We start from the raw sequence: 18,602 nt of genomic DNA, 5'->3' as shown, positions 1-18,602 counted from the left end.
AGGAGGCCTCCACGAAACGAACGAACGGCTACCGGACCCCGCCCGAAGCACGCTGCTTCTGCGCGTGCGCGGACCGGGTGCAGACCTCGCCGACATCGACCGTCTGGCCGCGGTCGACGTAGACGTCCGCCACGCCGACGAGCTTGCCGCCCGGCGACGAGCAGGTCAGCTGGTAGGCCTCCTTCGTGCCGTACGTCGGCGGGATCGGCGACGCGAACGACACGTCCCCGGTCCAGTCGTCGACGGCGTTCGGGTCGGCCTGGTCGTAGTTGACCACCACGGCCTTGTAGTCACCGGCAGGCGGGTCGAACAGCACGGCGTGCTCGGACGTCGTGCCGCCGTTGGCCGACGAGCTGACCAGGTTGCCCGCCGAGTCGTAGACGTACAGGTCCCAGTCGGTCCTGCTGTTGGCCCAGCTGATGTTGACGCTGAACTTCCCGTTGTCCACCTTCGGCAGGCCGTCGACGTGGAAGGTGAACGAGTCGCCCGCCGGGTCGGCCGGGTAGTTCTGGTTGATCGGCGGCACCCCGGCCGGGTTGGCGACCGGGTAGCCCGCCTGCGCCGGGCCCTGCGGGGTGCGCCCGTACCGGCCGGCCACGTACGGCCGGGTCGACGGGTTGACCGACCAGGCGAACCGGCCGCCACTGGCGGTGAACTTCGAGTTCAGGTCGTCGGTGATGTAGATCGGCGGCTTGGTGCTGCCGTCGGGCTGCAGCACCGGCGACGTCGGCGTCTGGAACGTCTTGTGCAGCTTGAGCTGGTAGCCCTTGGGCGCCGAGCCGATCAGCGTCGAGTGCTGCTGCGGGTCGGCCGCGTTGCCCAGCATGTCCAGGAACGCCTGGCGGTTGCCGCCCTTGCCTGCCCCGGCCGCGGGGGCCAGGCCTTCGTACTCGGCGACGACGCTGTCGGCGTACGGCCCGTGGAAGCCGTTGCCGCCCACCTCGATGGTGAAGCCCCAGCCGCCGGTGGCCCAGTACGACCAGTCCTCGGTGGTGCCGGTGGTGTCGTAGAGCGCCCAGCTCGGCTCGCTGGTGTAGCCGTTGCGCGAGGCCAGCTTGTCGCCGAGGGCCTTGTACTGCGGCTCCTCCAGCGGCGGGCGGACGTCGGCCACGCCCGGCGGGCGCAGCACCAGCGCGGCGACGGTGTGCATCGTGATCAGGTTGGTCACCTGGCGCGAGGACACGATCGAGCGCACGTTGCGGACCTCGGGCTCGCTGAACGGCGCGGACCCCCGGAAGGTGTCGCCGCTCCAGGCCAGCTCGGCGCCGGCGCCGCCCCAGAAGCCGCCGTAGTTGCGGTTCGGGTCGGTACCGCGGACACGGCCACCCGGGTTCGCCTTGCACACGCCGGTCGCGAACTGCGGCGGCGAGTCGTTGACGTTGCAGTTCTTGCGCTTCATTTCGTAGTCGAAGCGCGTGAAGTCGCCCTTGGGCTCGGCCTCTCGGGAGATCTCGAAGCCGTCCGGGTTGATGATCGGCACGACGATGTTGCGCGTCTTGCTCACCATGCCGCGGATGGCCGCGTCCCGCGAATAGCCGTTGACCAGCTCGTACGCCCATTCCATGACGTGCTCGCCTGCCGGCCACTCGCGGGCGTGGTGCACGCCCATGGTGAAGTTCACCGGCTTGCCGTCGGTGATGTTCTTGACGTCCGTGGCGATCTCGACGCCGACGACGTCACGGCCTTCCCACGTCGATTCCGGCATGGTGAACGCCGAGACGATCGCCGGGTTCTTGCGGGCCAGCTCCTTGAGCTCGTAGTTGTACTCGTAGAGGTGCCGGTAGCTGGTGCGCCCGGAGGGCAGCGCCGACGCGGCGGTCTTCGCGGCGTACTCGCGGTCGGTCTTCGCGTCCTGGACCGACTTGGCCGACAGGTCGGCCTCGAGGACCTTCGCCTTGAAGCCGCTGCCGGCGAGGGTCTTGCGGTCGGCGTCGTCGGCGAGCACGACCTCGACGCCGGTCGCGTCGCCCTTCTCGGTGACGTCGAGGCCGAGGGCGGTCAGCTTGGCCTTGTCGGCGCGCGTGGGCGTCTCGACGCGGACGAGCTGGGCCTTCTGCGTGCCGGTCGGCGTGCCCTGCGGGGTCAGCGCCAGGAAGTCGACGCCGAGCTGGGCCTGCCCGGCCGGGCCGGCGTACCGGCAGCCCTGGACGACCAGCTGCTGGCCCTTCTTCACGAAGCTTTCGGCGAGTTCGCGAGTGCGCAACGCCGTCGACGCGGCGACGACGGCACCGGTGGCCTTGTCGAACACGGCGACGTCCCAGTCGCCTTCGGCGCCCTGCACCGGCTTGAGGCGGGCTTGGACCAGACCGTCCACGGTGGACGTCAGCTCCCGGCTGTCGGTGCCCGCGGTGCCCTTGGGCAGCACTTTCGCGAAGCACGAGCGCGCGACCGCCTTGTCGGCACGCAGGATGTTCTGCGCCGCGCCGGCCGTGCCCGACGGCAGCGCGACGAACGTGCCGGCCAGTGCGACGGCCGAAGCCAGCATCACCAGCCGTCTTGGTGAATTCCCCACAGGAAAGGACCTCCTTGACCGAGGCCGGCACGCCACGGACGTACCGGTAGCGAGTGACCATAATGGAGGAAATCCGGCCGCGGTAACCGCCGTAAGTCGTACCCGGTTCAGGCCGGGCGTGTCCGGAAAGCCGGTTTCACCGGGAGTTCAACTGCCGGTCGGCTACTGTCGGCTCATGGTCACGGTCCCTGCGCGACGGGTTTCGGTCGCGGTCTCGCTGACGGGTGTCGCCGCGCTGGTCCTCGGGGCCGCGCTGGTGCTGCTGCTGCAGGTCATCCCGCCGACCGACGCGATCAGCCCGACCCGCCGCACGATCAGCGAATACGGCCTGTCCGACCACAAGTGGGTCTTCGACCTCGCAGTCATCCTGGTCGCGCTGGGCTCGGCCGCCGGGCTGGCGGTGCTGGCCCGGCAACGGCGGCTGCCGCTGCCCGCGGCGATCTTCGGGACACTGTGGACAGTCGGGCTGCTGGTCATCGTGGCGTTCCCGAAGCCGGACTGGGCGACGGTCTCGCACGCGGACTTCGGCGGCACGCTGCACCGGATCGCGAGCGTGGTGGCGTTCGTGGCGCTGCCGCTGGCGGTGCTGGCCGCGGCGCGGACGGCGTTCCCCGCCTCCCCCGGGCGGCGATGGCTGGCGCGGGTGCTGGCGATCGTGTCGCTGGGCTGGTTCGCGGTGATCCTCGGCGCGGTCGTGGTGGCGGCGCTGGAGGACGGCCGCTGGTGGACACTCATCCCGCTGGGCCTGGTGGAACGCGGGATGGCGCTGACCGAGCTGGTCGCGCTGGGCGTGCTGCTCGCCCCGGTGGGCGAACCACGCTGAGAAAGGGGATGCCGGTGCTCGCAGGAGCCCTGAACCGGACGAAACCGCTGATCAGGTGGAGTATCGGCCATGCGCTGCCGCGGACACTGCTGCGCCGCGAAGCCCGGCGCGGCGACCTGCAGGGCCGGATGGTGGTCGCCGCCGCCGAAGGCCGCGACCTGACCGGGCTGTTCGAGGAGATCCGCGCCGCGGGCCCGCTCGCCCGGACCCGCTTCGGCTGGACGACGACCACGCACGCCGCGGTCCGGGAAGTGCTGTCGAGCGAGGACTTCCGCGTCGGCATCACCGTCTCCGACGGCTCGGCGCTCGGCCGCCTGGCCACCTGGTCGGCGGGCGGGCACCTGCACCCGGTGCGGCCGCCGTCGCTGCTCGCGGTCAACCCGCCCGAGCACACGCGCTACCGCAAGCTCGTCACCGGCGTGTTCACCGCGCGCGCCGTCGAGCAGCTGCGCGGGCGCGTGCAGGAGATCGCCGACAGCCTGCTGGACGCCCTCGACCCGGGCGCCCCGGTGGACCTGGTCGAGGCGTACTGCGGCCTGCTGCCGGTGACGGTGATCAGCGAGATCCTCGGCGTGCCGCGGTCCGACCTCGGCAAGGTGCTGTCGCTGGGCGCGGCCGCCGCGCCGAGCCTCGACCTCGGCCTGGGCTGGCGCACGTTTCGCGACGTCGAGACCGCGCTCACCGAGTTCGACACGTGGCTCGGCGAGCACCTCGGCCACCTGCGCCGCCATCCGGGCGACGACCTGTTCAGCAAGCTCGTCGCCGCCCGCGACGACGGTGTCGGCCTCACCGAGACGGAGCTGAAGTCGACCGCGGGCCTGGTGCTGGCGGCCGGTTTCGAGACGACCGTCAACCTGCTCGGCAGCGGCATCGCCCTGCTGGCGAACGCGCCGGAGCAGCTCGCCGTGCTGCGTGAGCGGCCGCAGCTGTGGGGCAACGCGGTCGAGGAGGTGCTGCGGTACGACCCGCCGGTGCTGCTGACCGGCCGCCTGGCGGCGCGCGACACCGAGGTCGCCGGGGTGCCGCTGCCCCGCGGGGCGCTGGTGACCACGGTGCTGGCGGGGGCGAACCGCGACCCGGCGGTCTTCCCCGACCCGGCCACGTTCGACGTCACCCGGGACGGCGCGCGCGACCACGTGTCCTTCGGCGCCGGCCGCCACCACTGCCTGGGCGCGTCGCTGGCACGCATGGAGGGCGAGATCGGGCTGCGCACGATCTTCGAGCGGTTCCCCGGCCTGCGCGTGCTGCCCGGCGGCCGCCGCCGCGAGACGCGGATCCTGCGCGGGTACGAGAACCTGCCCGCGGTGCTGGGGAGTTAGCGGAGCCGTTCGTGCAGCGCGGCCATCCGGGCGTCGAGGTCGGCGGCGGTCCGGGCGGCCTCGGCCAGCTCGCCGGCGAAGTCCTCCGGGACGCGGTCGCGGTACTTGTAGGAGAGCTTGTGCTCGACGGCCGCCCAGAAGTCCATGGCGATCGTGCGGAGCTGGACCTCGACCTTGACCTTTTCGACGCGGTCGGAGAGGAACACCGGGATCCGGACGATGAGGTGCAGGCTGCGGTAGCCGTTGGCCTTCGGCCGCGCGATGTAGTCCTTGGTGCGCAGCAGTTCGACGTCGTCCTGCGCGGTGAGCATCCGCGCGACGGCGTGCACGTCGGAGACGAAGGGGCAGACGACCCGCACCCCGGCGATGTCGTCGAGCGCCGCGGCCGCGGCGACCCAGTCGCCGCCCAGCCCCCGCCGCCGCACCTTCTCCTTGATGGCTTCCGGCCGCTTCACCCGGCTGGTGATGTGCTCGATCGGGTCGTGCCGGTGGACGAAGTCGAACTCCTCGCTGAGGATCCGCAGTTTCGTCATCAGCTCTTCGATGGCGAACTTGTACATCAGGAGGAAGCGCGGGAGCTGCCCGGCGATGGCCAGCTCGTCGGCCGCCTCGCGCAGGTCCCCGGCCGCCGGATCGGTGGTCACTGAAGCCTCGTGCTGTCGTCGGTCGTGGTCCGAGCGCCAGGGTACTGCGCTCCACCCCGTCAACGACCGGCGACTCGGCGGAGTTCCCCCCAGGGACAGCAGCCGCGCACCATCCACAGTGGACGGCACAGCGACCGGGCACTTGATGTTGTGCAGAACATTGACGGCCGTCACGCTGATGACTAGCGTTAGGGCCCGCGTCACCCGTCGTCCCCCCGGGACGAACCTGCTCTCCCCGCCGCACGCCCCCGACGACGAGGGTGGACCTCCATGAGCACTCAGCTCCGCAGAGCGGTCGCGTCCAGCTTTCTCGGCAGCCTGATCGAGTACTACGACTTCCTCCTCTACGCCACCGCCAGCGCGGTGGTCTTCGGCAAGGTCTTCTTCGCCGACCTCGATCCGGCGCTGGCCACGGTCGCCAGCTTCGGCACCTTCACCACCGGCTACCTCGCGCGCCCGCTCGGCGGACTGCTCTTCGGGCACTTCGGCGACCGGCTGGGCCGCAAGCGGATGCTCGTGCTGACCATGACGCTGATGGGCGTGTCGAGCTTCCTCATCGGGCTCCTGCCCGGCTACGCCGAAATCGGGCCCGCCGCCCCGCTCGGCCTGGTCCTGCTCCGCGTGGTCCAGGGCATCTCCGTCGGCGGCGAATGGGGCGGCGCCGTGCTGATGTCCGCCGAACACGCGCGGTCGCGCCGCGGCCTGTGGGCCGGGTTCACCAACGCCGGCGCGCCGAGCGGCATGGTCGTCTCGACGCTCGCCATGTCCGGCACCGCCGCGCTCACCTCCGAGGCCGACTTCCTCGCCTGGGGCTGGCGGATCCCGTTCCTGCTCAGCATCGTCCTGCTCGGCATCGGCCTGTTCGTCCGCTCCCGCGTCGACGAGACACCCGCGTTCGTGGCCGCGCCCAAGGAAAAGCGGCTCCCGGTGGTGGCCGTCCTGCGTGACCACCCGCGCGTGCTGCTGCTGGGCATCGGCGTCGGGCTCGCCGCGTTCGTCGTCCAGGCGACGCTGACCACCTTCGTCCTCGCCTACGGCGTCCAGCACGGACATCCGCGCCAGGAAGTGCTCAACGCGCTCACGCTGTCCTCAGCCTGCGCGGTGGCGGGCATCCTGCTGTGGTCGGCGCTGTCCGACCGGATCGGCCGCCGCCCGGTCGTGCTGGCCGGCGTGGTCGTCATGGCGGTCTTCGGGTTCGTGCTGTTCCCGATGGTCCGCAGCGGCAGCGGCCTGGCACTGGTCCTCGCACTCGTCATCGGCCAGGGCGTGATTCACCCGATGATGTACGGCCCGCTCGCCGCGCTCTACTCCGAGTTGTTCAGCACCGGCAGCCGGTACACCGGCGCGTCGCTCGGCTACCAGCTCGCCGGGCTCGGCGCCGGGTTCGCGCCGCTGATCTTCGCCGAGCTGCAGCGCGCCAGCGGCGGCGGCTCGACGACGCCGGTGTCGTGGACCATCGCCGCGTTCTGCCTGCTGTCCGCCGTCTGCGTGCTGGCCCTGCGGGAAACCCACCGCAGCACGCTCACCCCGGACGTGGCGGCCTCGGCCGCCCGCCACGAAGGCCAGTCGGTGCCGAAGCCGTAGCCGGTCAGGCCGGCGTGACGTCACCGGGTGGCCGTCCGGCGGTGAGCCGGACGGTGAACCCGGTGTCGTCGCGGTGCAGGGTGACCTGGCTGCAGATCTGGTGCGCGATCCACAGCCCGCGGCCGCCGATGTGGCGGTCGGCGGGCAGGAGGCCGGCGAACGGGTCGCCGACGCCGTCCCCGGTGTCGTGCACGGTGACGACCATTTGGCCGGGGCCTGCCCAGAGCCGGAACCGGACCGGGGGACGGCCGTGGCGCAGGGCGTTGTCGACGATCTCGCTGACCGCCAGGACGAGGTCGTCCAGCTCGGCGGCGGGCAGGCCGGTCCGGTCGAAGTCCAGCACGGCGCGGCGGGCGGCCGGTGGCTGCGGGTCGATCAGCTCGACCAGCGGCGCGGTCTGCTGGACCGGGTACGGCGTCATCGGCTGCGGGGCCGCGAGGAACGCCACCGGGTCGACGTAGCCGGCGTTGACGTGGTGGCCGCCGTCGGGCGTGGCGAGGAACGGGTGGGTGCGGGCGACGTCGTCGAGCACCTGCCGCGGCGTGGTGCGCGTGTCGTAGGCGCACATGCTGCGCAGCGGGAACTCGTCGTAGGCGTGGTTGACCGCGGCCTCGTAGCGGGCCCACGAACTCCAGTCGGCGCCGATCGCGGCGGCCGGGATCTCGCCGAAGATGCGGATGCCGGTGGCGCCGCCGCCGACCAGCCGGGCCATCAGGTCGCGGTAGGACCTGATGGCCGCGGCCGGCCGCACGTAGACGTCCTCGATGATCAGGTAGTGGGTGCCCGCGGACCGCGGCAGCGCGGCCCGCACCAGCTCGGCCCGCCGGGGTTCCAGGGACACGACGGTCGGCTCCCCCGCGGCGATCCCCTTCTCGAGGAACGGCACGACGACGGCGAGCAGTTCCGCGTCGGAGGTGTAGTGGACGGCGGCGTGGTCGTACCCGCGCTGGTCGGTGGCGGTCACGCGTGCTCCACGCGGACACGGGCGAGGTCGAGCAGCTCGACCAGGCGGGCGGCGGTCGACAGCCGCGTGCGCAGGACGACCGTGGCGGCGCGGCTTTCGGCGTAGTCCGCCAGGTCGAGCAGGCTGCGGTGGTCGACGAAGGTCAGCCCGCCCGCGTCGAGCACGATGGTTCCCCCGGCAGGCTGCAGGTCCGCGCGCTCCAGCGCCCGGGGGAACACCTGACGGACCCTCATGTCCAGCTCTCCGTCCAGCGCGGCCGCACAGCCGCCGCGCGCATGACCGTGCAGGTGGAACGATGTCACACCCTCGGAAGCACGGGAGTGCAGGCAGGCCAGCTCGGCGACGGCCTGCTCGCCGAGTTCGCCCACGTCGTAGCCGCACATCGCGGTCATCGGATGGGCCGCCATGTAGTGGTCCGCCAGGTGCTCGTAGCGGGCGAACGCGTCCAGCTGGGCCGGTGTGCGCGCCAGCGACGTCACCTCGGCGGCGACCCGCAGGCCGGTGTAGCCCGCGGCCAGCGCCGCCTCCGTCGCCGTGGCGTAGCGCCCGACCTGGGCCGCGGGGTCGACGACGGTCCCGGCGGGATAGGCCGAGTCCACCGGCGACAGCTGCAGGGCACCGCGGCGGACGTGCTCGTCGAACGTCGGGGTGCCCAGGTGCGCCGCGAGGGCACCGGGATCACCGGAAGCGACGTAGAGGACGCGTTCCCCCGCGGCCAGCCCCTCGGCGAGGAACTCCCCGGCGCGTTCGGCGAACTCGTGCCGTCGCCGGAAAGCCCAGCACACGTGGCTGCGCTCCGGTCGGGTCGGCATCTGCACGGTCCGACCATACGCCGGTGCCCTCAGTGACGGTCGGCCTCGCGGGCGAGGAACTCCGCGACCGCGCGGTCGGGCACCGGTCCCTCGGTCACCGGGACGCCCGCCACGCGCAGGTGCGCGGCGAACTCCGCCGACTTCGCACCGCCGTTGCCGACGAGGAACGGCGGTGCGCCCGCCGCGGGGTACGCCAGGGGGCTCGCGGACCGGCCCGGTGCCAGGAACGCCCGCACCCGCGACGGCAGGTCCGGCCCGGCGAGGTCCGCGGGTGCCGACAGCGCGGCGACCGCCTTGAGCGGCACGGTTCCGGTGACGCCGAGCAGGGCCGCCAGCGTGCCGCCCGCCCCGGTACCGGCCACGGTGATCCGCGCGGGGTCGACGTCCAGCGCGGCGGCGTGGGCCACGAGGAACCGGACCGCGCAGCGGGCGTCGTCGAGCGGGGACGGCCACGGCGCCGCGGGCGCGAGCCGGTAGTCGATCGAGGCGACGGTGAACCCGTGTGCCGTCAGCTCCGCGCGCAGCGGCCCGGACCGCGACCCGGTGACCAGCTCGCCTGCGCCACCGGCCTTGCGGTTGCCCACGATGAGGCCGCCGCCGTGCAGGAAAAGGGCCACCGGGGACGGCCCGGGAGCGCCGGGGCGGGCCAGGTCCATCGCGAGCGGGACGCCGCCGGGGCGGCAGTACTCGACCGTGCCGCCGTCGAGCAGGGCCGACGCCCCGGTCCCCCGGATGCCGTCGCCCGCCGCGACGGTGCCCGCCGCGCCCACCGCGAGCACCAGCAGCAGCACCGGGAACAGCACGATCCACGCCGCCACCCGGCGGACCGCCGGCGGCCACGGGTGCGCCCGCCGCCGCGCCACGACCAGGAACCCGGTCACGGCGACGACCTGCAGCCCGGCGGCCACGTAGTCGGTGAAGCCGACCACGGTGTCCGCCGGTTGCCAGGGATCGAGCCGCGTGAACAGGTCCAGCGGCCGGCTGAGCACCCACAGGCCGAGCGCGGCCGTCGCGGCGAGTGCTGCGAAGCGGGCGGTCCGGCGGGTGGGCCTGCCGAGCACCGCGACGACAGCCCCGAGTTCCACCAGGGCGACGGCGCCGAACTCCATCGCGTAGAGCTGCCAGACCCGCCAGAGCGCGGGCACCGCGGCCGCCGGGATCAGGGCACCGCCGAGCGCGGCGAAAGCGGCCGTGACCAGCACGGGACCACGGCGCAGCGGCGGCGGATCCGCCGACGGCGCGCGGTAACCGCGGCGCTGCCCGTCGACGACCTTCATCCCGCCAGTGTCACCCCGGACGTCCGCGCGTCGCCACGGCTACCGCGGCGCGTAGCACTCGGCGAGCGCCCCGAACGCCGCCTTCGGCTCCCACGGCACGCCCGGGAACGTCTGTCCCGTCCCGTTTTCGAGGACCTTCACCACGCCCCAGCTCGCCATGTCGAGGTCCGCACGGGGATCCGCGCGATGCACCAGCCCGTAGCAGGCGAACGTGCACGCGAACGCCGCGTCGACGCCTTCCTCGGTGAACACCTCCAGCAGCTCGCGGAAGTACCGGGCCTGCTCTTCCTCGTCGCGGACGTATTCGCCGTCGAGCCGCACCGGGATTTCGCCGTCGTACTCGATGATCTCGCCGCTGCGCGCGCCGCGGTCGGCCGCGCCCCGGTAGGGCGTCACCCCGAATTCGGTGATCGCCACCGGCTTGCCCGCCGCCACCAGCGTCCGGATGCCTTCGCGGTAGACGTGCGCGACCTCCTTCGACCGGTGTGCGTCGACCGACACGATGTCGAACGGCGCCCAGTCGACGCGCTCCAGCGGCACCGCCGCGTAGGTGATCCGGCCGCCGAACCGGGCCCGGACCTGCTGCACCACCCGGGCCAGGAAGGCGTTGACACGCGCCGGGAGCCCGGCGACGAGGTCACGCGAGGCGATCAGGTTCGCCACGCGTCCGGCGATGCCGTCGCCGGGCAGGAAGCCGTGGCAGAACAGGCTCAGCTCGGCGCCGGCGACGAACACGACCTCGGCGCCGTCCGCGCGCAGGCGCTCGGCCCGCTCGGCGCCGTCGGCGAGCAGAGCGAGGACCTCGTCCGGGTGAAGATCCCACGGGAACGGCGAGAACCACACCTCCAGCCCCAGCGCGGCCGCCTCGCGGGCGGCGAACTCGATCCGGTCGAGGTCGGTGCCGATCAGCCGGACCGCCGTGCAGTGCAGGGCGTCGCGGATGATCGTCAGCTCGCGCCGGACCAGGCCGGGCTCGAAGGGGCGGTTGAACCGGCCGCCGCGTTCGAAGCCGGTGTCGTAACCGATGCCCTGGGCACGCATGCGGGCTCCTCTCGATAGGGTACGGTACGTACCGTACTCTCCCGGTTCGGTAGGGTGCGTTACAGGAGGGCTGATGACGAAGACCCGGCGCCGGGGTGCCGAGCTGGAAGAGGCGATCCTGCGTGCGGCCGCGGACGAACTCGCCGAGTCGGGGTACGCCGGGCTGACCATCGAGCGGGTCGCCCAGCGCGCGGGCACCAACAAGAACGCGATCTACCGCCGCTGGCCGCACCGGGCCGCGCTCGGCGTCGCCGCCTACAGGAACCTGGCCGCCGACCGGCTCCGGCCACCCGACACCGGCAGCCTCCGCGACGACGCACTGGCGTTGCTGCGCGCGGTCAACTGCGGTCTGTCCTCGCCGGCGGCCCGGGTCCTGCGCGGCCTCCTCGCCGGGGTCGGCGACGACCCGGACCTGCTGGGACGGTTGCACGAGCAGGCCGCCGAAGGAGCCGCGAGCGCCTGGCTGGCGGTCGTGGACCGGGCAGTGGAGCGGGGTGAAGCACGTCCGGTGAAGGGGCGGGTCGCGACCGTCGCACTCGACCTGCTGCGCCACGAATATCTCACCCGCGGACTGACCACAGTGGACGATGCGGTGATTGTGGAGCTGGTCGACGAAGTCTTTCTGCCCCTCGTGCGGCGGCAGCCGTGAACACGCGGACAGCCCGCCACGACCGAGCTGGCCGACGAAATCCTCCTCCCCTCGTGCGGCGGCGCCCGTGAACGCACGCATCGCCCGCCACGACCGCGTCTCGGCCGCACTGGCGGAGCTGGACCACCGGCAGCTCACCGCCCTGCTCGACTCGGCGTCCCCGCTCGGCGCCGGGATCGGCGGCACCACCTGGCGGCTGACCGCCGAGGGCGGGCCGGTGTTCGTGAAGCGAGTCGCCCTCACCGACGTCGAGCGGCGCCACGAGGGGTCGACCGCCGACCTGTACGGGCTGCCGCCGTGGTCGCACTACGGTGTCGGCTCCGCCGGCGGTGGCGCGTGGCGGGAGCTGGCCGCGCACCGCCTGGCCAGCGACTGGGTCCACAAGGGACAGTGCGGGAACTTCCTGCTGCTGCACCACTGGCGGGTCCTGCCCGGCCTCCCCCGCGGCCCGCTGGACCGAGCCGCACTGGAACGCGACGTCGCCTTCTGGCACGGCGACCCGGGCGTGCGCCGCCGCCTCGAAGCCCTCGCGGCGTCCACCGCCGACCTCGTGCTGTTCCTGGAGTACCTGCCGCACACCGTCACCCGGTACCCGGACCTCGGCGACCGGGCCGTCGAAGCGGACCTGCTCGCCGTCACGGATTTCCTGGCCAGCCAGGAGATCCAGCACTTCGACGCGCACTTCGCCAACATCGTCACCGACGGCGACCGGCTCTATCTCACCGACTTCGGCCTCGCCGTGGCGGCCCGGTTCGAGCTGGCGGACGCGGAGGCGGAGTTCCTCGCCACCCACGCCACCCACGACCGGGCCTACGTGCTGACCCAGCTGGTCAACCGGATCGCGGCCCGGCTGCGCCGCTGGCCGCATCCGAGCGTCCGCAACGACTTCGTCCGCGACTGCGCGGCGGGCCGCGCGGTACCGGAGCTGTCGCCGGAGGAGGGCGCGCTCCTGCGGAAGTACGCCCCGCTGGCCACCGTGGTGAACGAGTTCTATTTCGCCCTGCACGGCGAAAGCCGCAAGACGCCGTATCCACGGGAGGAAATCACCCGGCAGCTGGACCGGCTCGGGCTGCGACCCGCCGGCTGAGCCGGGTGGCGTCGGCGCCGACGAAACCGAGCAGCGCCGAGCCCGCCGTCCGCTGCCACGGCAGGCCGAGGACATACAGGCCCGGCACCGGGGTGACGCCTTCGCGGTGCCGCAGCCGCCCGTCGCGGAGAGCGTCCGGGATGTGGATCCACGTGTCGTCCCGGCGGAATCCGGTGGCCCAGACGACGGCGTCCACCTCGACCGGAGGGCCCTCGGCGAAGACGGCGGTGGACCCGTGCGCTCTGGTCAGCCGCCCGCGGAAGCCGACGCCAAGACAGCGCAGTGTCCGGCGTGGGCAGCCGATGACGGTGCCTTCGCCGCGGCGCATCCAGCGGCCGCGAAGCGAGGTGGCGGGCGCGGTGATCAGCCCGGTGCGGACCTGCCACCAGAACAGGTCACGGCCGAGAATGCGCTGCGGCACAACGGCATTGCGAGTGCCGACTGCCAGCAGCACCGAGCCCACCGCGGCGTCGGCAGCCAGTTCCCCGGCGATCTGGAAACCGGAGTTGCCGCCGCCGACCACGAGAACCCGGCGGCCGCGGAAGGGGACGGTGTCGCGGTATTCGCTGCTGTGCCGCTGAAGCACTTCCGAAGCGAACCCGGCCGCACATGCCGGCACCACCGGCCGCTGGAACGGGCCGGTCGCGACGACGACCTGCCGCGCCCGCACGGACTCCCCGGGTGTCGCGAGGGCGAATCCGGCACCGGCTCGGGTCAGCGCACTGACAGGGGTGCTCGTGCGGACTGCCAAGTCGAAGGCCGCCGCGTAGGCCGTGAGGTAGTCCGCGACCTGGTCCTTGCCCGGGTAGGAGTCGGGTTCGGCGGGGAACGGCAGCCCGGGCAGGGCGGCGAAGCGGGCCGGGGTGAACAGGCGCAGTGACGTCCAGCGCTCCCGCCACGTGTGCCCGACCGCGGGACCGGCGTCGAGGAGCACGAACGACAGCCCGGCGCGGGCGAGTTCGCGCCCGATCGCGAGACCCGCCTGGCCCCCGCCGACCACGGCGACGTCGTGGCCGGTCACGCGGTGACCCCGCCGAGGAGGACGTCGGCGACCCGGACGAACGCCGCCAGGTCGTCGCCGGGCACGTCACCCAGGAGGGCACGCGCCGCGGTGTGCCGGCTTTCGGCCATCCAGCGGGCGGTCGCGGCCCCTCCTGCGGTCAGCGCAACCGAAGTCGCCCGCCGGTCCCGCGGATGCGGGCGCCGTTGCACGAGCCCCGCCTCCTCGAGCTGGTCGACGAGACCGGTGACGTGCCGGGGCGTGCAGCGCAAGGCCTCCGCCAGGGCTCGCTGGACGAGTTCGCCCTCGCGGGCGAGCACGTAGATCACCTCGGCGCGGCTGGCGGTGAGGCCGCGCTCGGCGAGCGCCTGCCGCATCGCCTCGGCCAGCCGCGCGGCCAGCTCGAAGGCCTTGTCGAACGCCTCGACCGGGTCGCCGTGCATACATCCCCTTCCCCATTCCGTGAAGATACTACATAGTGAAGCCAGTTCAGTAAATTGAGGAGGGGCGATGACGGACCTGCGCGACCGGTGGAACGAGTATTCGCGGCGCTATGACCGGGACATCGGCTTCCTGGAACGGCTCCAGTTCGCCGGCGGCCGGGAATGGGTGTGCACCCAGGCGGCCGGTGACGTCCTGGAGGTCGCGGTGGGGACCGGCCGCAACTTCGCGTACTACCCGGCCGGGGTGCGGCTCACCGGCCTGGATCTCAGCCCGGGCATGCTGGCGATCGCCCGAGACCGGGCAGCCGGCCTGAGACTCGACGTCGCACTGCACGAGGGAGACGCGCAGGCGCTGCCCTTCGCCGGCGGTTCGTTCGACACCGTGGTCTGCACACTCGGGTTGTGCGGGGTGCCGGACGAGCGGAGCGCGCTCGCGGAAATGCACCGGGTGCTGCGCCCGGGTGGCAAGCTGCTGCTGCTCGACCACATCGGCAGCCGCCACGCGGTGCTCCGCTGCGGCCAGCGGCTGCTGGAGAAGTTCACCGTGCGGATGATCGGCGACCACCTGACCCGCCGTCCGCTGCCTCTGCTCGGCGCGGCCGGGTTCGCGGTGATCCGGTCCGAACGGCTCAAGCTCGGCACCGTCGAGCGGGTCGCGGCGGTGAAAGCAGCCCGGCCGGGCCCCACTTCCGGCTCTTGACCATCGGACAGCCCGGACTTAGGGTCAGCGTACCCCGTTCCATGTTAACGTTAACATGCACCACGCGCCCTAAGGACCGACAACGATGAGGTTGTTCTCCCCACGCCGTTTCGGCGTCGTGCTGGCCGTCGTGGCCGCACTCGTGCCCCTCGGCAGCGTCCCCACCGCCGGCGCGGCACCCTCGCCTGCCTTCAAGGCCGCCGCCGAAGCCCTGTCCGTGCCCGGTATCGACGACGTCCGCGGCAACCTCACGCTGCCGTCGAGCGGCCCGGACGGCACCAGCGTCAGCTGGGCGTCGTCCGCGCCCGCCGTGATCACCCCGACCGGCGAGGTCACCCGGCCGCCGACCGGGGCCGCTCCCGCGAAGGTCGTCCTGACCGCGAAGGTCAGCCTCGGCCGGGAGAGCACCGTCCGGCGCTTCACCGCCACCGTCGTCCCCAAGCCCGTCCAGGAACCGCTGGCCGGCTACAGCTTCTTCTACTTCACCGGCGAAGGCACGTCCAACGGCGAGCAGATCTACTCCGCCCTCAGCCGCGGCAACGACCCGCTGAACTGGACCGAGCTCAACAACGGCCAGCCGATCCTCAAGTCCAGCCTCGGCGAACTCGGCGTGCGCGACCCGTTCATCCTGCGCTCCCCCGACGGCGACAAGTTCTACCTGCTCGCCACCGACCTGCGGATCTACGACGGCCGCGGGTGGGACGCCGCCCAGCGCAGCGGCAGCCGCTCGATCATGGTCTGGGAGTCCACCGACCTCGCGCACTGGTCGCGCCAGCGCAGTGTCCAGGTCTCGCCGCCGACCGCGGGCAACACCTGGGCGCCGGAAGCGTTCTGGGACGCCAAGCGCGGCAGCTACGTCGTCTACTGGGCTTCGAAGCTCTACGCCGAGAACGACCCGAACCACACCGGCGACAGCTACAACCGCATGATGTACGCGACGACGCGGGACTTCGTCACCTTCACCCCGGCGCAGGTGTGGAACGACCCCGGCTACTCGGTGATCGACTCGACGATCATCAAGGACCAGGACACCTACTACCGCTTCACCAAGGACGAGCGCAACAACACCTCGACCACGCCGTGCAGCAAGTTCATCACCGAAGAGAAGTCCACCGACCTGCTCGACCCGCACTACGCCTTCGTCGCCGACTGCATCGGCAAGGCCACCGCCACCAGCCCCGGCCTGTCCGCGGGTGAAGGCCCGACCGGCTTCAAGTCCAACACCGAGAACAAGTGGTACCTGTTCATCGACGAGTTCGGCGGCCGCGGGTACGTCCCGTTCGAGACGACCGACCTGAACTCCGGCAAGTGGACGATGTCGGCCGGGGCGCACCTGCCCGCGTCGCCGCGCCACGGCACCGTCCTGCCGGTCACGCAGGCGGAGATGAACCGGCTGAGCGCGCCCCCGGCGCCGGTGAAGGCCGACGCGAACGGCCTCGTCGCGCACTGGCCGCTCGACGCGAAGTCGGGCACCGTCGCGGCCGACACCACCGGGCACGGCTACGACGGCGCCCTCGCCGGCGACGTCAGCTGGAGCGACGGCGCGCTGGCCTTCGGCGGTAAGAACGGGCACGTCCAGCTGCCGAACAACCTGCTCACCGGGGCCGCGGCGGCCACCGTCTCGGCCGACGTCCTGGTCGACCCGGCCCAGCAGACGCCGTACTTCCTGTGGGGCCTGGGCAACACGGGCCGCGACGGGGCCGGGAACGGCTACCTGTTCACCACCGGCGGCACGACCGGCGGCGGTTTCCGCGGTGCCATCGCGACCGGCAACTGGAGCACCGAGCAGGGTGCGGACTCCGGCCGCGGCCTGCCGCGCGGTGTCTGGAAGAACGTCACGCTGACCGTCGGCAACGGCGTCGAGGTGCTCTACCTCGACGGCGTGGAAGTCGCCCGCAACACCAACGCGACGATCAAGCCGTCGGACCTCGGCGGCGGCGTCACCGCGGCGAACTACCTCGGCCGGTCGGTGTACGCGAGCGACAAGACCTTCACCGGCAAGATGAAGGACGTGCGGCTGTACAACCGGGCCCTGTCCGGGCTCGAGGTCGCCGCGCTGCCGTCCAACAGCACCACGATCCGATCGGTCGAGCTGCCCGAGCTGAAGACCCCGGCCGTCATCGACTCCGGCGCCGGAACGGTCGTGCTGCCGGTGAAGCCCGGCACCGACCTGCGCCGGCTCGCCCCGAAGTTCGGCCTCGCGCCGGGCGCGACCATCAAGCCGGACAACGGCAAGCCGGTGAACCTGAGCACGCCCAAGAAGTTCACCGTCACCGGCGCGGGCGGCGACCGTCGCGTGTGGACGGTCGAGGCGCACGAGGTCCGCAGCCCGGTCCTGCCGGGCTACAACGCCGACCCGAACATCGTCGCGTTCGGCGACACGTACTACCTGTACCCGACCACCGACGGCTTCGACGGCTGGAGCGGGACGAAGTTCTCGGCCTGGTCGTCGAAGAACCTCGTCGACTGGAAGAACGAGGGCGTCATCCTCGACCTGGGCAAGGACGTCAGCTGGGCCGACAAGAACGCCTGGGCGCCGACCATCGCCAAGCACAACGGGAAGTACTACTTCTACTTCTGCGCCGAAGCCAAGATCGGCGTCGCGGTCAGCGACTCCCCGACCGGCCCGTTCGTCGACTCCGGCAAGCCGCTGATCGCGAAGAACCCCGACGGCGGCCAGGCGATCGACCCGGCGGTGTTCCTCGACCACACCGGGCAGCCGTACCTGTACTGGGGCAACGGCAACGCCTACGTCGTCCCGCTGAACGACGACATGGTGTCCTACGACCCGGCGAAGATCACCCGGCTGAACGGACTGGACGGCTTCCGCGAGGGCCTGTTCATGGTGGAGCGCAAGGGCACGTACTACCTGAGCTGGTCGATCGACGACACCCGCAGCGAGGACTACCGCGTCGGCTACGCGACGGCGCCGAGCCCCACCGGGCCGTTCACCAACCACGGCCTGATCCTGAGCAAGGACGCCCACCTGGGCATCCTCGGCACCGGGCACAGCTCGATGCTGCAGGTCCCCGGCACCGACGACTGGTACCTGGCCTACCACCGCTTCGGCATCCCGGGCGGCGACGGCACCCACCGCGAGACGACGATCGACAAGCTGACCTTCCGCCGCGACGGCACGATCGCCCCGGTGGTGCCGACGCTGGAAAGCGTGCGGCCGCAGCGGATCCCGTGGCACTGCGGGACGGTCCGGGCAATCTGAGGCGTCACTCGACCCGGTGAGACGGAGATCACGAACGGCGGGTGTTTGCCCCGGTCAGCCCGGGGTAAACACCCGCCGTTCGGGTTGCTTCTGCTTCCAGGAGTCGTTTGATGACCAGCGTCCTGACCGACGGGGTTCCCCGGCCACGCCACCGTCCGGTCGCGCGTGACGCGCTCGCCGAGCTGGCCCGGCTGGCCGCGCTGGCGGATCTCGCCCGGAGCGCGTCGCCGTCGCTCATGCACCAGGCGATCCTCGGCGGCACCAGCCCGCTGAAGGTGGCCGCGAGCGCAAAGCTCGACGTGGCGCAGGCGCACATCCGCTGGCACGAATGGGCCGATGCCGCAGTCGGCCGCGACGAGTACCTCCGCGTGCACGCCGCGTTCGCCGCCGCCGTCGTCGCCCGCCACGACGCTCTCGAGGAGGAGCTGTGCCCGTAGAAACGACCACCGAGACGACCCTGGCCGACCTGGCGGCTCTGGACCAGGCCGCGGCCGAGCTGCTGGCGGAGATCACCGAGCAGCTGGCGG

The 18,602-nt window shown here is 72.3% G+C and carries 16 protein-coding genes; 8 read left to right on the top strand and 8 right to left on the bottom strand.

Features of this window, described 5'->3' with window-relative positions:
* Window positions 1-28 precede the first annotated feature (28 nt).
* The gene (locus ABJI51_RS11850; RefSeq protein ID WP_348950834.1) at window positions 29-2,485 is read right to left on the bottom strand and encodes a M14 family zinc carboxypeptidase; all 2,457 of its coding nucleotides are present in this window, start codon (window positions 2,483-2,485) and stop codon (window positions 29-31) included.
* A 202-nt stretch (window positions 2,486-2,687) separates the two neighbouring features.
* Here ABJI51_RS11850 and ABJI51_RS11845 point away from each other — a divergent pair, with 202 nt between their 5' ends.
* Window positions 2,688-3,335, top strand: coding sequence for a DUF998 domain-containing protein (locus ABJI51_RS11845; protein WP_348950094.1), 648 nt, complete (start codon window positions 2,688-2,690; stop codon window positions 3,333-3,335).
* An 8-nt stretch (window positions 3,336-3,343) separates the two neighbouring features.
* Window positions 3,344-4,654: a cytochrome P450 gene (locus ABJI51_RS11840; protein ID WP_431605598.1), complete on the top strand. Its 1,311-nt coding sequence runs from the start codon at window positions 3,344-3,346 to the stop codon at window positions 4,652-4,654.
* Here the strand turns inward: ABJI51_RS11840 and ABJI51_RS11835 are convergent.
* A complete protein-coding gene (locus tag ABJI51_RS11835; protein ID WP_348950091.1) occupies window positions 4,651-5,298 on the bottom strand; it encodes a GTP pyrophosphokinase in 648 nt (215 codons plus the stop codon). The two genes, ABJI51_RS11840 and ABJI51_RS11835, sit on opposite strands and share 4 nt — an antisense overlap.
* Before the next feature lie 270 nt (window positions 5,299-5,568).
* On the opposite strand from ABJI51_RS11835, the gene ABJI51_RS11830 reads away from it, so the two are divergent.
* A complete protein-coding gene (locus ABJI51_RS11830; RefSeq protein WP_348950089.1) occupies window positions 5,569-6,882 on the top strand; it encodes an MFS transporter in 1,314 nt (437 codons plus the stop codon).
* Window positions 6,883-6,886: 4 nt separating this feature from the next.
* Here ABJI51_RS11830 and ABJI51_RS11825 read toward each other — a convergent pair whose 3' ends face one another.
* The 4 genes from ABJI51_RS11825 to ABJI51_RS11810 are packed head-to-tail and all read right to left on the bottom strand — an operon-like array spanning window position 6,887 to window position 10,976.
* Window positions 6,887-7,846, bottom strand: coding sequence for an anti-sigma factor RsbA family regulatory protein (locus tag ABJI51_RS11825; protein ID WP_348950088.1), 960 nt, complete (start codon window positions 7,844-7,846; stop codon window positions 6,887-6,889).
* Entirely contained in the window at window positions 7,843-8,658 is an 816-nt protein-coding gene (locus ABJI51_RS11820; RefSeq protein WP_348950832.1) for an MEDS domain-containing protein, read from the bottom strand. Before ABJI51_RS11820 ends, ABJI51_RS11825 begins: the two co-directional genes overlap by 4 nt.
* Before the next feature lie 29 nt (window positions 8,659-8,687).
* Entirely contained in the window at window positions 8,688-9,935 is a 1,248-nt protein-coding gene (locus tag ABJI51_RS11815) for an alpha/beta hydrolase (protein WP_348950086.1), read from the bottom strand.
* A gap of 39 nt (window positions 9,936-9,974) precedes the next feature.
* Window positions 9,975-10,976 carry a glycoside hydrolase family 113 protein gene (locus ABJI51_RS11810; protein ID WP_348950084.1) on the bottom strand — a complete coding sequence of 334 codons (1,002 nt, stop codon included), beginning with the start codon at window positions 10,974-10,976 and terminating at the stop codon, window positions 9,975-9,977.
* Window positions 10,977-11,049: 73 nt separating this feature from the next.
* Between ABJI51_RS11810 and ABJI51_RS11805 the strand changes: the two genes are divergently transcribed.
* On the top strand, window positions 11,050-11,625 hold the full coding sequence (locus ABJI51_RS11805) for a TetR/AcrR family transcriptional regulator (protein WP_431605597.1): 576 nt from the start codon (window positions 11,050-11,052) through the stop codon (window positions 11,623-11,625).
* Window positions 11,626-11,692: 67 nt separating this feature from the next.
* Window positions 11,693-12,712: a hypothetical protein gene (locus ABJI51_RS11800; RefSeq protein ID WP_348950083.1), complete on the top strand. Its 1,020-nt coding sequence runs from the start codon at window positions 11,693-11,695 to the stop codon at window positions 12,710-12,712.
* Here the strand turns inward: ABJI51_RS11800 and ABJI51_RS11795 are convergent.
* Window positions 12,669-13,733: a flavin-containing monooxygenase gene (locus ABJI51_RS11795; protein ID WP_348950081.1), complete on the bottom strand. Its 1,065-nt coding sequence runs from the start codon at window positions 13,731-13,733 to the stop codon at window positions 12,669-12,671. The two genes, ABJI51_RS11800 and ABJI51_RS11795, sit on opposite strands and share 44 nt — an antisense overlap.
* Window positions 13,730-14,155 (bottom strand): MarR family winged helix-turn-helix transcriptional regulator, encoded by a 426-nt coding sequence (locus ABJI51_RS11790; protein WP_348950079.1) that lies wholly within the window; start codon window positions 14,153-14,155, stop codon window positions 13,730-13,732. Before ABJI51_RS11790 ends, ABJI51_RS11795 begins: the two co-directional genes overlap by 4 nt.
* A 67-nt stretch (window positions 14,156-14,222) precedes the next feature.
* Between ABJI51_RS11790 and ABJI51_RS11785 the strand changes: the two genes are divergently transcribed.
* The 3 genes from ABJI51_RS11785 to ABJI51_RS11775 all read left to right on the top strand — a co-directional run bounded on the left by ABJI51_RS11785 (window position 14,223) and on the right by ABJI51_RS11775 (window position 18,512).
* A complete protein-coding gene (locus ABJI51_RS11785) occupies window positions 14,223-14,855 on the top strand; it encodes a class I SAM-dependent methyltransferase (protein ID WP_348950077.1) in 633 nt (210 codons plus the stop codon).
* 85 nt (window positions 14,856-14,940) lie between these two features.
* Window positions 14,941-18,075: a family 43 glycosylhydrolase gene (locus tag ABJI51_RS11780; protein WP_348950075.1), complete on the top strand. Its 3,135-nt coding sequence runs from the start codon at window positions 14,941-14,943 to the stop codon at window positions 18,073-18,075.
* A 110-nt stretch (window positions 18,076-18,185) separates the two neighbouring features.
* Window positions 18,186-18,512: a hypothetical protein gene (locus ABJI51_RS11775; RefSeq protein WP_348950073.1), complete on the top strand. Its 327-nt coding sequence runs from the start codon at window positions 18,186-18,188 to the stop codon at window positions 18,510-18,512.
* Window positions 18,513-18,602 lie beyond the last annotated feature (90 nt).

This window comes from Amycolatopsis melonis (assembly GCF_040064235.1).
Taxonomy (GTDB): Bacteria; Actinomycetota; Actinomycetes; order Mycobacteriales; family Pseudonocardiaceae; genus Amycolatopsis; species Amycolatopsis melonis.
The sequence above is the reverse complement of the archived record's forward strand: the minus strand, read 5'-3'. Positions and strand labels throughout refer to the sequence as shown.

Bases quoted from the DNA above. Each gene is read 5' to 3' on its own strand.
- ABJI51_RS11850 (WP_348950834.1), bottom strand. From the start codon at position 2,485: ATGCTGGCTTCGGCCGTCGCACTGGCCGGCACGTTCGTCGCGCTGCCG.
- ABJI51_RS11845 (WP_348950094.1), top strand. From the start codon at position 2,688: ATGGTCACGGTCCCTGCGCGACGGGTTTCGGTCGCGGTCTCGCTGACG.
- ABJI51_RS11840 (WP_431605598.1), top strand. From the start codon at position 3,344: ATGCCGGTGCTCGCAGGAGCCCTGAACCGGACGAAACCGCTGATCAGG.
- ABJI51_RS11830 (WP_348950089.1), top strand. From the start codon at position 5,569: ATGAGCACTCAGCTCCGCAGAGCGGTCGCGTCCAGCTTTCTCGGCAGC.
- ABJI51_RS11820 (WP_348950832.1), bottom strand. From the start codon at position 8,658: ATGCCGACCCGACCGGAGCGCAGCCACGTGTGCTGGGCTTTCCGGCGA.
- ABJI51_RS11815 (WP_348950086.1), bottom strand. From the start codon at position 9,935: ATGAAGGTCGTCGACGGGCAGCGCCGCGGTTACCGCGCGCCGTCGGCG.
- ABJI51_RS11810 (WP_348950084.1), bottom strand. From the start codon at position 10,976: ATGCGTGCCCAGGGCATCGGTTACGACACCGGCTTCGAACGCGGCGGC.
- ABJI51_RS11805 (WP_431605597.1), top strand. From the start codon at position 11,050: ATGACGAAGACCCGGCGCCGGGGTGCCGAGCTGGAAGAGGCGATCCTG.
- ABJI51_RS11790 (WP_348950079.1), bottom strand. From the start codon at position 14,155: ATGCACGGCGACCCGGTCGAGGCGTTCGACAAGGCCTTCGAGCTGGCC.
- ABJI51_RS11785 (WP_348950077.1), top strand. From the start codon at position 14,223: ATGACGGACCTGCGCGACCGGTGGAACGAGTATTCGCGGCGCTATGAC.
- ABJI51_RS11780 (WP_348950075.1), top strand. From the start codon at position 14,941: ATGAGGTTGTTCTCCCCACGCCGTTTCGGCGTCGTGCTGGCCGTCGTG.
- ABJI51_RS11775 (WP_348950073.1), top strand. From the start codon at position 18,186: ATGACCAGCGTCCTGACCGACGGGGTTCCCCGGCCACGCCACCGTCCG.